Source organism: Nocardia miyunensis NBRC 108239 (assembly GCF_001613065.1).
Taxonomy (GTDB): Bacteria; Actinomycetota; Actinomycetes; order Mycobacteriales; family Mycobacteriaceae; genus Nocardia; species Nocardia miyunensis.
The window spans coordinates 38,284-49,755 of record NZ_BDBQ01000088.1 but is presented as its reverse complement, the minus strand read 5'-3'; the positions used below and the strand labels follow the sequence as shown (position 1 = coordinate 49,755).

General features: G+C 66.9%; 13 protein-coding genes. 9 read left to right on the top strand and 4 right to left on the bottom strand.

Translation table 11 applies throughout. The annotated features are described in order from the left end of the window. The first annotated feature begins 2 nt into the window (after window positions 1-2). Entirely contained in the window at window positions 3-1,235 is a 1,233-nt protein-coding gene (locus NM2_RS35165) for a CHAT domain-containing protein (protein ID WP_067678230.1), read from the top strand. 101 nt (window positions 1,236-1,336) lie between these two features. Here NM2_RS35165 and NM2_RS35160 read toward each other — a convergent pair whose 3' ends face one another. Continuing rightward, entirely contained in the window at window positions 1,337-2,155 is an 819-nt protein-coding gene (locus NM2_RS35160; protein ID WP_067678161.1) for a SigB/SigF/SigG family RNA polymerase sigma factor, read from the bottom strand. A gap of 152 nt (window positions 2,156-2,307) precedes the next feature. Between NM2_RS35160 and mbp1 the strand changes: the two genes are divergently transcribed. After that, window positions 2,308-2,559 (top strand): microaggregate-binding protein 1, encoded by a 252-nt coding sequence (mbp1, locus tag NM2_RS35155; RefSeq protein ID WP_067678228.1) that lies wholly within the window; start codon window positions 2,308-2,310, stop codon window positions 2,557-2,559. 163 nt (window positions 2,560-2,722) lie between these two features. Then, the gene (locus NM2_RS35150; RefSeq protein ID WP_245718359.1) at window positions 2,723-3,151 is read left to right on the top strand and encodes an ATP-binding protein; all 429 of its coding nucleotides are present in this window, start codon (window positions 2,723-2,725) and stop codon (window positions 3,149-3,151) included. A 107-nt stretch (window positions 3,152-3,258) separates the two neighbouring features. Here NM2_RS35150 and NM2_RS35145 read toward each other — a convergent pair whose 3' ends face one another. After that, window positions 3,259-4,176: a DoxX family membrane protein gene (locus tag NM2_RS35145; RefSeq protein ID WP_067678156.1), complete on the bottom strand. Its 918-nt coding sequence runs from the start codon at window positions 4,174-4,176 to the stop codon at window positions 3,259-3,261. Between the two features lie 147 nt (window positions 4,177-4,323). Here NM2_RS35145 and NM2_RS35140 point away from each other — a divergent pair, with 147 nt between their 5' ends. Then, window positions 4,324-4,842: a DUF4142 domain-containing protein gene (locus tag NM2_RS35140; protein ID WP_067678153.1), complete on the top strand. Its 519-nt coding sequence runs from the start codon at window positions 4,324-4,326 to the stop codon at window positions 4,840-4,842. Between the two features lie 84 nt (window positions 4,843-4,926). Further along, window positions 4,927-5,973 carry a phosphotransferase family protein gene (locus NM2_RS35135; protein WP_067678150.1) on the top strand — a complete coding sequence of 349 codons (1,047 nt, stop codon included), beginning with the start codon at window positions 4,927-4,929 and terminating at the stop codon, window positions 5,971-5,973. A gap of 222 nt (window positions 5,974-6,195) precedes the next feature. Here the strand turns inward: NM2_RS35135 and NM2_RS35130 are convergent, their stop codons facing one another. Next, window positions 6,196-6,672 carry a MarR family winged helix-turn-helix transcriptional regulator gene (locus NM2_RS35130; protein WP_067678147.1) on the bottom strand — a complete coding sequence of 159 codons (477 nt, stop codon included), beginning with the start codon at window positions 6,670-6,672 and terminating at the stop codon, window positions 6,196-6,198. A gap of 41 nt (window positions 6,673-6,713) precedes the next feature. Here NM2_RS35130 and NM2_RS35125 point away from each other — a divergent pair, with 41 nt between their 5' ends. Together NM2_RS35125 and NM2_RS35120 are read left to right on the top strand one after the other, a co-directional pair. Next, a complete protein-coding gene (locus NM2_RS35125; protein WP_067678144.1) occupies window positions 6,714-7,610 on the top strand; it encodes an alpha/beta hydrolase in 897 nt (298 codons plus the stop codon). Window positions 7,611-8,065: 455 nt separating this feature from the next. Further along, window positions 8,066-8,878: a fumarylacetoacetate hydrolase family protein gene (locus NM2_RS35120; protein ID WP_245718358.1), complete on the top strand. Its 813-nt coding sequence runs from the start codon at window positions 8,066-8,068 to the stop codon at window positions 8,876-8,878. Window positions 8,879-8,900: 22 nt separating this feature from the next. On the opposite strand, the gene NM2_RS35115 is transcribed toward NM2_RS35120, so the two are convergent. After that, a complete protein-coding gene (locus NM2_RS35115; RefSeq protein ID WP_067678224.1) occupies window positions 8,901-9,548 on the bottom strand; it encodes an HD domain-containing protein in 648 nt (215 codons plus the stop codon). Between the two features lie 120 nt (window positions 9,549-9,668). Between NM2_RS35115 and NM2_RS35110 the strand changes: the two genes are divergently transcribed. Both NM2_RS35110 and NM2_RS35105 read left to right on the top strand, forming a co-directional pair. After that, on the top strand, window positions 9,669-10,175 hold the full coding sequence (locus tag NM2_RS35110; RefSeq protein ID WP_067678141.1) for an AraC family transcriptional regulator: 507 nt from the start codon (window positions 9,669-9,671) through the stop codon (window positions 10,173-10,175). A gap of 355 nt (window positions 10,176-10,530) precedes the next feature. Beyond that, on the top strand, window positions 10,531-11,349 hold the full coding sequence (locus NM2_RS35105) for an LppU/SCO3897 family protein (RefSeq protein ID WP_157121513.1): 819 nt from the start codon (window positions 10,531-10,533) through the stop codon (window positions 11,347-11,349). The last annotated feature ends 123 nt before the right edge of the window (window positions 11,350-11,472 follow it).

Below are 11,472 nucleotides of genomic sequence, written 5' to 3'. Positions count from 1 at the left end.
GCATGGCCGACGCCGGAGATCTGTACGTGTCGTGGCGCTGGCAGGACGAGTTCGCCGGCGCGGGAGTATCGGCGATCCCCGGAACGCGGGTGGATCCGATCGTGGCCCGCGTCCACGACGCCCTACCGGGCGCCTCGGCCGCTGGCATCGAAAAGTCGCTGACCACAGGTGAATTCGCCGACTACGACGCCGAACACGAGCTGGGTCAAGCCCTCGCGCGCACCCTCCTTCCGTACGGACTCGCCACCCAGCTCTACGACCTGTATGCGCGTGGCGTGCGCCCGCATATCCGAGTGCAGCCCTCGCCCCGGACCGCGCAGATCCCCTGGGAACTGCTGGCCCCGGATCCCGGTCTGCGCCTGCTCGAAATCGCCGATATCAGCCAGCTCGCACCGGCCGGTCTGGCGCCCGCGCCCGGCCTTGCCGAGCGGTCCTGGGAGCAGACGCGCGAGCTGCCGGTCGTGGTGGTTCTGGACCCACGGGTGCCCGGATTCCGCGCTGATTCCGCTCTGGGTTCGGTACTCGGGCGGATGTCGGCGGAGCTGCCGCTCGCCGAGCACATCGGCCGATATCTTCCGAATGATCGCTTGCGACCGGCGATTTCGGATCCGGTCGAGGCCTTCCGCCGCCAGGACCAGGATCGGCTGTGGCTGAGCGAGGCGTTGCACGCCGGAGCATCTCGGTTGCTCTACGTCGGCCACGTGACCGCGGCTGCGCCGGAGTCCGGCCGGAGCGAGGACGCCCGGCTCCACCTGGCCTGCGCCGCCGAGACCCGGGGTTTCGCCCCGCCGGAGCGCACCCATCGGCCGTTGTCGGCGAAGGACCTCATCCTGGGCACCCACACCCTCGACGGGGATCCGCGAACCGGGCCCGACCTGTGGCCGATGCCCAGTCGCGTCGCACTCATCGCCTGCGAGAGCGGCGGTGACCTGCGATTCGGCGAGACGCTCGGCCTGCTCGCCGCCGTGCTCAACGGCGGCGCGGAACTCGTCACGGCAGGCCGCTGGCCGCTACCCACCGACCTTGCCTACGAGCGCTTCGCGGCCTCGTCCGCCGGTCGACATCCCTTGCAGGAGAACATCTGTGCCATCGATGCCGCCCACGAACACCCCGACCCCGTCACCGCACTCATGCACTGGCAGCGCGAACGCTCGGCAGCTTGGCGTGCAGAACGATCGGTGTGTGATTCCCCGCTACTGTGGGCGGCATTCGCGACCGTGACGACCAACCGGTGAGGACTGCCGATCACGCCGACCGCCGGTGCGTTATCCGGCGATCCACCACAGTTTCACGGAATCTTCGAAGCTGGCGCCGGAGCCTGCGAGGGCGGAGGCGGTCAGGCCGGTTCGGGGAACGCCTGTTCGCGTAGTTCCCGCAGCGTGTGGGCGAGGATGCGCGATACCTGCATCTGGGAGATGTTCAATGCGCGCGCGATCTGCGTCTGCGTCTTGGACTCGAAGAAGCGCATCACCAGGATGCGGCGCTCGCGGGGCGGCAGTTCGGCGATGAGTGGACGCACGGCCATCGCGTCCTCGGTCAGCTCGTAGCAGTGCTCCTCGACGCCCAGCCGGGCGCTGACCGGGTTGTGGTCGCTGTCGTCGTCGCGGACCACCTCGTCCAGCGAGCTGGACCGGTAGGCATTGGCGGCCACCAGCGCCTGGGTGAGGTCGGCGAGGTCGGCCGACAGTTCGGTCGCGAGTTCGCGCACGTTCGGCATCCGCTCGAGGTTCTGCGCGAGCCGCTCGGTGGCGGGACCCACCATCGTCTGAAGGTCCTTGAGCCGGCGCGGCACCCGCGTCGCCCAGGTGCTGTCGCGGAAATGTCGCCGCACCTCGCCCATGATGGTCGGGATCGCGAACGACAGGAACGATGTTCCGCGCGTGTGGTCGAAGCGGTCCACGGCCAGCACCAGTCCGAGCTGGGCGACCTGATACAGATCCTCATAACTCTCGCCGCGGCCGGTATAGCGCAGCGCGATATGGTCCGCGAGCGGGAGACACAGCCGGATGATCTCCGTGCGAATCTCCTCGCGGTGCTGATCGTCGGCGGTGCAGCCGGCCAGTTTGTCGAACCACGGGTCGATGTCGTCGTAGCTGTTGGGGCCGTGGAGGGACCGGGGAGGCCCGGTCTCGGCCACGATGGGTTCGTGGACCATGGGGGATCCTCTCGTTGCCACGTGCAGGCGACGGTTATGGAGTACCCACCGCGGGCGCTCCCGAAAAGTCTGTTGCCGGAGGAGTGTTTCGGTGCGGGGCGTGCGGGTAGGGCGAAGGTGTCAGCGATTCCGGCATTCTGGAGGTGGATGTCTTGTCCGAGCACGAAAAGACCAGTGTCCGTGAAGGTTTGGAAGGCGTTGTCGAGGGTGTCAAGGGTAAGGCCAAGGAGGCCGCCGGTGCCGTCGTCGACGATGACGAACTGCGGCGCGAGGGCCGAGCCCAGCAGAATCGGGGCGAATCCCAGCGCGTAGCGGCCGAGAAGGAGGCCGAGGCGCAGAAGGAGCGTGCCAAGGCCGCGGCCGAGGAGGAGCGTCAACGTGCCCACCAGCACGACGGCGACTGACCCGGACGAGCCGCATCGAGCTTGCGCGAACAGGCCGTCCCGCAGCGGGACGGCCTGTTTTCGTGCGGGATGAGCCTGTGCGGCGGCTGTGGGCCCCGTTTCACGGAGTGACCGTCGGGTATGTGATCGGTGAACACACTCACAGCACAGCCAGGAGGGAGACGTGCGGATAGTCGAGCCGTCTCGTGCGGAAACAGTGGGTGTTCGGGTGCCCGCCCGACGTGAGCAACTGATCATGCTGCGCGCACTCACCGAAACCTGCCTGCTGGTTGCCGATCTCGCACTGGACGATGTCACCGACCTGCAGATCGCGATCGATCAGATCGCCACCGACCTGATCGAGGCCGCGTCACCGGAATCGTCGATAGCGTGCGACCTCACGCTCCACGACGGCCGGGTCAGTGCCCGCGTCACCGGGATCGTCACCACGCGCGGCGCGATCGATGAGCACGGATTCGGCTGGCATATCGTGCGGACCCTCGCCGAATCGCCGACCACCGACGTCGGTTCGTTCGATCCCGGGCTCGGCGGCTATCCCATCGTCGTCCGCTTCGCGCGGACGTGTCAGGTGACCGGCGGGCCGGTCGAGTGAACTCGGAGACCGGACCTCAGCGGCCCGGTCTCCGAGAACTTCGTAGTGAGGGTGGTGCGTGGTGATCGCCCGCATTCCCTCGTCGTGAATGGTCTCCGCGTGATCGGTCAGCCGCGCACGCGCTGCTTTACGGTCTTGGCGAGTTCGGCGCCACGGCCCCGGGCGGTTTCGGCGAGTTCGGCACTACGGTCCCGGGCGGTTTCGGCGAGTTCGGCGCCACGGTCCCGGGCGGTTTCGGCGAGTTCGGCACTACGGTCCCGGGTGGTCTCGGCGAGTTCGGCCCCGCGACCCCGCGTGGTTTCGGCGAGTTCGGCGCCACGTTCCCGGGCGAGTTCGGCGAGTTCGGCGCCACGTTCGCGGGCGGTCTCGAGCAGATGTTCGCCCTGGCGAAGAGCGGTTTCGGCGAGTTCGATGCTGCGGTCCCGAGCCGGTCCCGTGAGTATCGGGCGAGCGGCGTTCGCGATGTCCACGGCCTCGTCGCGGGCGTATTCGGCCAGGTGCCGCGTGGTTTCCAGGGCATCGTGCGTGCGGTGTTCCAAGATGTCGCGCGTGTGCCGGGCGAGGTTCTCGCCGTTCGCGCGTTTCGAGGGCAGGGCGGCGGAAATCGTATCCGCGGCTTCGCGGGCCGCCCGTCGCCCGCGCCAGCCGAGCGAGGGTTTGCCCTCGGTGTCGGCCACCGCAAGCAGCAGTCCCCCGAGCAGGCCGACATCCTTGACGAATGCGGTCGCCCGCGCCGCGCGCCGGTCCGGGTCGGTCTCCAACCGGAACTCCTGTTCGGCGAGCAGAACCGGGACCGTCGTCGCGGTCAGGGTGAGCGCGGCGATTCGCGGTGCCGCGCCGAGTGCGAGCAGCAGTCCGCCGCCGATTCGGCTCGCGGCGATGACCCACACCAGCCGGGCCGGGTCGGTCGGTGATTTCTTCGCGATTCTGCTCTCGGTGAGCGGTTCGGGATGGATGAACATGGTTGCCCCGTCCACCACGAATGCGGTGGCGAGCAGCGGGCGAGCAATTCTGCGCAGCAGCATTATCGACTCCGTTGGTTGGATCCGAATGGGTCCGGTCGTGGCTGTGTACCGCAATACCCCGCATCGCGTCGCCTATTCGCGACCGGGTGAATAACCGGGTGGCGTGTGGGCATCCGCGTGCAGAATACAACCGAACGAGGAGGAGATATGTCAGCCTTGCGCCGGATTCTGATCACCGGGACGTGCGCCGCGGCGGCCGTGCTGCCCAGCGTCGCGGCGAATGCGGAATCCACCGTGCCACCGCAGGACAGGAACTATCTCATCGCCGCCCATCAGACGAACCTCACCGAGATCGCGCTCGGCTACCGAGCACAGGCGATGACGTCCTGCCCGAAGATCCAGGAGATGTCCGCCACGCTGCTCGCGGACCACATGCGGCTGGACCAGATGGACACCGCCGCGGCCGACCAGCTCGGCGTCCAGCTGCCGACGCTGCCGACCCAGGAGCAGAACCAGACCATCCTCAACACCTCCACCCGGATCGGACGTGACTTCGACGCCGCGTGGATCCAGGCCGAACTGGCCGGTCACCAAAAGGCGGCGAAAGCCGGAAATGCCGAAATGGCCTCGGGTGGTTCACAACCCGTCAAGAACATCGCCCAGCAGACCGTCCCGATCGTGCAGGCGCACCAGCGAGACCTGGCCGCGGCCGCCGCGATCTGCTGAGCCGCCGCAAGGCCCCGAGCGGATACGGGGTGATTCGGCGGCGAAGCCGGAACGGGCGATGGGCAGCGCCACTAGACTGCCTGGATGAGTGAACAGGGTGACGGGGCGTCGGCCGGGGAGCTACCTGGGCTGGATCCGGAACGGCTCACCACGTGGTTGAGCGATGCGCGGCCGGGGCTGGTGACAGGGCCGCTGAGCGGGCGGTTGATCGCCGGTGGGCGATCGAATCTGACCTACGAGATCACCGACGGGACCTCGGTGTGGATCCTGCGTCGGCCGCCGCTGGGGCATGTTCTGGCCACCGCACACGATATGAGCAGGGAATATCGGGTGATCAACGCACTGTCGGGCACCGATGTCCCGGTGCCCGCGGCGTATGCGCTGTGCGAGGACGGCGACGTCATCGGCGCGCCCTTCTATGTGATGGAACGGATACTCGGTACCCCGTACCGGACCGCGGCCGATCTCGAAGCGCTGGGCGCCGAACGCACCCGAGCCATCTCGGCCGGTCTGATCGACACTCTGGCCGCCCTGCATCGGGTCGATCCGGCCGCGATCGGGCTGGCGGATTTCGGACGGCCGGACGGCTTCCTGGAGCGTCAGGTGCGGCGGTGGAAGAAACAACTCGACGCCTCGTACACCCGGGACCTGCCCGCTGCCGATGAGTTGCACGCTCTGCTCGCGAAACATATTCCGGTGCAGTCGGATACGGGCATCGTGCACGGCGACTACCGGCTGGACAACGTCCTGGTCGACGATCGGGACCGCATCGCCGCCGTAATCGACTGGGAGATGGCCACTCTCGGTGATCCGCTCACCGATGTCGGCCTGTTGCTGGTCTACAAGCGGATGAGCGCACTCGATCTGCCCGGGATCAACGACGCGGCCGCCGCACCCGGCCAGCTGTCCGAAACCGAAGTGCTGGAACGCTATTGCGAACGCGGTGGCCGAGACCTCGCGCATATCGGGTTCTATGTCGCGCTGGCCTCGTTCAAACTCGCGGTGATCTGCGAGGGAATCCACTTCCGGCACTTGAACGGCCAGACCGTGGGCGAGGGTTTCGAGACCATCGGCGGGACGGTCGAACCGCTGCTACAGGCGGGAATCGATGCGCTGCAAGAGAATCGGTGAACGAGCGCTGGTCGCTCACCGTGTCTTGGGCCACCATCCGCACCGGATCTCCCGGAATCGGGACATCGCCGCCCCGCAGAGCGCGGACGAATGCCGCTCGAATTTCCCGCGGGTCGGTCTTTTCGGCGCTGCCGAGGTGGCCGATTGGCCGCGGTTGATCCGGATGATCAGTGCGATACCGATTTTCGAGTGATCTCAGAGATTCGCCGGAGACGGCTCGCCTCATCCGGTCGGGAGTCCGAGATGGCGTTGTTCGAGGTCCGAGCGGAGGGCGGCGAGGGCTTCGGATAAGCCCGCCAGCTGATCACGTGAGACTGCCGTGCCGAGGATTTCCCGGATGGCCGCCTGCCAGATGGGCTCGGCTCGGGACGCGACCGACTCGCCATCGGGAGTCAGCGCCAGCAGAGACGAGCGTCTGTTCGCCGGATTCGGGCGGCGTTCGATCCAGCCCTGCTTCTCCATGCGGTCGACGATCTTGCTGGTCGCTCCGACGCCGATCGCGAAGGTCGAGGCGACATCCGCGACGCGTGCGCCCGGGTGGTCGCGGACGAAGCGCAGCAGCTCGAAGTGCCCGGCCGCGACACCGGCCCGCGCCTTCAGACGCTCGGCTACCGCGTTGTACAGCCGCGTCTCGGCACGCACGAGGTCCGCGAACAACGTGTCGTAGGCGTCGGGATCTTCCCTTGCAGTATCTGCCATGGCATGTACTGTAGTGGAATCAACTCGGGAAGGAAACGACGATGTCCGTAATTCAGCGTGAACGCCTCGACGCGCAGCTGCACGGTGGCGCTGTCGGATGGGAGGAGTCCGTCGCCGCGACGCGTGCCAACTTCGTGAAGCTGATGAGCGCGCTTCCGGTGCCGGAAGACATTGGCGTACAGGACGCTTCGCTGGGCGGACGTCCCGCGCTCCGCGTCGCTCCGGCGGCCGCCGCCCGCCCGGGAATCCTGCTGTACCTCCACGGCGGTTCGCATGTCGTCGGCTCGCCGCGCACAGCCCTCGGCCTCACCGGCAGTCTGGTGGTTCGAACCGGGATTCCCAGTGTCTCCCTGGACTACCGGCTGGCGCCGGAGCACCCGTTCCCGGCGGATGTCGAGGACGTCGTCGCGGCCTACCGAGAACTTCTCGAGCAGGGGCACGCTCCCGAATCCATCGCTTTCGCAGGCGATTCCGCCGGTGGTGGCCTGACGATCACGGGCGCGCTCGCGGCCCGCGATGCCGGACTTCCGATGCCCGCGGCGCTCGTCGCGTTCTCCCCGGGCGTGGACGCGACCCGATCCGGCGAGAGTATGCGGACCAAGGCCGATGCGGACCCCCTGCTCACCCGCGCGAGCATCGATCACCTGAGCAACCTCTACGTCGTCGACCAGGACCGCCGCAACCCCCTGCTCAGCCCCGCGGTCACCGCCGACCTCTCCGGCCTGCCCCCGATCCTGGTGCAGGTCGGCACCAACGAACTGCTCCTCGACGACGCCCGCCGCCTCGCCCTGCGCGCCTCCGACGCCGAAGTCGACGTCATCCTCGACATCACCGCCAGGGTCCCGCACGTCTTCCAGTCCTTCACCCACGCACTCGACGAAGCCGGTGAAGCGCTCGACCGCGCCGCCCTCTTCCTGCGCCAACGCATACGCGGCTGATGGAATCTAGCGCGGGACATCGATCGGGTTGCGGAAGCCGGTGGCGCGACCCCGGTTGCCTGCTCCGAGATCTCGCCGGTGATCCTGTGGATTGAAACGGTCGCTGCATACCTTCTGACACCCATCGACGGGGTGCGGATTACATTGCAGCGCTGGTGCATTCGACTTCGACTTCGCGTATGGGTAGCCCGGTGATTCAGATCGTCCGGAACCCGGGGACGTACGATGCCCGGGGATTGGTTTCGGCAGATGCGAACACCGAGCTGACCGGCTCTGGTGCCGAGAACGGAGATGTCATGAGCAATGAGAGTGATGGGTCGGCGATCGAGTCGTCCGCGCCACTACCTCGGATGCGACGGACGCTCGATCTCGGTGAGCGGCGGATCGATACGCAGATCGATACTGGCTCCGGATGGGCATCCGTTGAAAATGGTAGTGCCCAAAGTGCTTTCGTGATGCCTGATGCGTTCACGCCGGAGTTCGAAGTTGCGCGGTACGAAGGGCTGGGGCTGGGGGACGGGGATGTGGTGTTGCCGGTTTGTCCGGTGTCGTTTCGGGATTTCATGCTGTTCGAGAAGCATGCGGTGGATGCCGCGCGGGGGATGGCTCGGCGGTTCATTCCTGCCGGGTATCGGGTCGGGCAGGTTTATGAAGCGTTGACGCGGAGGGTATTTCCCGCGTTTCGTCCGAACGCGCTGTGGTATCGGCAGCCGATCTACTACATGTCGAATGCGCTGACCATCGTGCCGTCCGGGACGCCGGTCGGGTTCCCGGCTTACAGTCGCGCACTGGATTTCGAGTTGGAACTCGGCGTCGTGCTGTCCGCGCCGTTGCGGGACGCGAGTGTCGAGGAGGCCGCGGCCGCGATCGGCGCGGTGGTGGTCGTGAACGACTTCTCGGCTCGTGACGTGCAATTGGCGGAAATGCGGTCCGGCTTCGGTCCGCAGCGGTCCAAGCACTTCGTCTCCTCGATGTCCGCCACGGCGGTCTCGGGCGCGGCGGTCGCCGATCGCCTCGACCAGCTCACCGCCACGGTCAGCGTCAACGGAAATATCCTCGCGCACACCGGAACTCGCGATATGCGCTACTCGATTACCGAGGCCGTCGCACACGTCTCCCGCAGCGAGCAATTGTATCCGGGCGAACTGCTCGCCACCGGCACCCTCCCCGGCGGCAGCGGCATGGAACTCGGCCACTGGCTCACCTCCGGCGAGGAACTGCGCCTCGAGATCGACGGCATCGGCGTCATCGAACATTCCATCCGGTAGCGGCGGCGGTGGTCGGGACTGCTCACGAGGGCCAGGGTGAGTTCTGGATGATGTCGACGAAGTCGGTGTGGCGGTGGCCGGGGACGAAGTGGGTCAGGACGTCGTCGTTGACGGTGCCGAACGCGGTATCCGGTTTGGGGGCAATGCCATCGGTGAACGCCCCGAGGATGTTCCGCTTGAAGTTCGGGCGGGGATGCAGGGCGGTGACCGCCAGGCGGTCGGCCTCGGCGACCTCGTGATAACCGATCCCCAGGACGTCGTACTCGACACCCGCGGTCACCAGTGCCACCTCGGGTTCCATGTATTCGGGGACGCCGGGGGTGGTGTGCAGTGCGATCGCCGTCCAGACGCGGCGGATGCTGTCCTCGGGCGCGCCGTGCTCGCGCAGGAATTCGCGGGCCGCATCGGCGCTGTCGACCTCGAAACGGCGTCCGCTGTGGTGGAACTGCTCGTTCAGCCCCAGGTCGTGGAACATCGCGCCGATGTAGAGCAGTTCCGGGTCGTAGCTCAGGTCGCGATTGCGGGCCTGCAGGCTGCCGAACCAGAAGACCCGCCGGGAGTGGTGAAAGATGAGGTCGGTGGTGCGGTTGCGTACGAACTCGGTAGCCGCGCGCGCCAGTTTCGTGTCCGGTATCGCGATGCCGGAGATGGATTCCGCGGTGCCGTTCATCGTGCTCGCCTCCTGGTCAGTGGGGTTGTTACCGTCGATGTCATTCTCTCGCGACACGCTGCCTCCGGGCACCGTGATCCGCGCCAGACAACCCACAGTTCCGGACATGAGGAGATGTGAGTGGACAGTGCGCGGCGCATCGGAATTCTCGTCTTCGACGGGGTGAAGCTGCTCGATGTGGCCGGTCCCGGCGAGGTCTTCCAGGAGGCCAATCGTTTCTGTCCGCATTATCGGCTGCTGTTGTGCTCGCCGGACGGCCGCGACGTGTCGACCTCGACCGGCACGCGGATCAGCGCGGACGCCTCCGCGGCCGAGGCCGGGCCATTGGATCTGGCGATGGTGGCCGGTGGCGACGCGCTGCCCACCCATCCGATCGATCCGCGGCTGACCGAGGCGACGGCGATTCTGCACCGGCAGGCCCAGCGGATCGCCTCCATCTGCACGGGTGCGTTCATCCTGGCCGCCGCGGGACTGCTCGACGGCCGTCGGGCGACGACACACTGGAAACACGCCGGCACGCTCGCCCGCGGGTATCCGTCCGTCCGGGTGGAGCCGGATGCGATCTACGTGCGTGCTGGCCGAACTCGCCCACCTCAGCACCCGCCACCTCACTCGGATGTTCCGTGACGAACTCGGCACCACACCGGGTGTTCCAGCAGCACTTCGGCGTCTCGCCGCGCGCCTACCAACGCCGTTTCCGCAGTGCGTTGCGAGACTGATTTCCCCGCAACGTCTTTCGTCAACATATCGTCCGGTGTAAAGCGCGTCTCCTCAGGCGGTCGGTCACAGTGGTGGGCCGGTGAATTGAGTGGCCGTCGCCTACCGGCGGTCGGTAATCTCTTGTGCCATAAGGATGACGTCCTCACTCGGTCGGGTGAGGATCAGAGCGCGGGGGTTACAACCGAATGCATCTCCATCATTGTGTCGCGACGAGGTGGATCGCGAATACCTCCGATTGTGCTGGGCTGCCGAAGGTGTCGGCATGAGCAAGGGGCGGGCTGGTTCGAATCGGGAGCGGGTGCTCTCGGTAATACGTTGTGCCGCAGTGGTGTTCGCGTTGACTCCGGCGATCGGATTCCTCGTCGCATGCGGCAGTGGCAGCGGCTCGGTGCAGCACGGGGACTGTCTGAAGAAGAACGGTGACTCGTTCGACAAGGTGTCCTGTTCCGATTCGGCCGCCGCATATGTGGTGCTGGATCGGGCCGGGGACGGTCATGCGCACCAGAACTGCATCGACGTCGCGGGCACCGAATACGACTACAGCGACGACGACGGCTACGTGTGCGTCGGCGACAAGGGCGCGGATCCCGCGCACGCGGTGAACGTCGCGCAGGTCGGCGACTGCCTGACCGGCAGCGACGGCTCGTCCGTACAGAAGGTGGACTGCACCGACGCGACCGCCCGCTACAAGGTGCTCGCCCGCGACACCAAGAGCATGATCGGGCTGAACATGGCCTGCAAGGACGTCAAGGGCACCGAGCAAACCTACAGTTATGAGCTGAAGGTCACCAAGGGTATCGGCGTCGGGCTGGGCAACGGCATCACCTTCTGCCTGGCGGCCAAGGACGCCGACACCTCGCGCACGGTGGACAACGCCAAGGTCGGCGACTGCCTGAAGGAGACCGGCGCGAACGAGGTGCAGGTCGTCGCCTGCACCGGCCCGGACGCCAAGTACAAGGTGCTACGCAGCGTGAACCTGTCCACCCTGTGCGACAACGTATCCGGCGTCATCGCCACGTACTCCTACCAGTCGCCAGGCGAGTTCCTGAAGACCTATCTCTGCCTGGGCTCGCCGCAGTAGCGACGGCGGGCCGCACGGGATTCGGCCCGCCCTCGCCAGGGGGATGTTCCGGATGCGCTGGCGCGGAGTGTGTCCGGATCGTCGCCGTGATCGGAATATCACGCGATCGGATCGTCGGAGCGA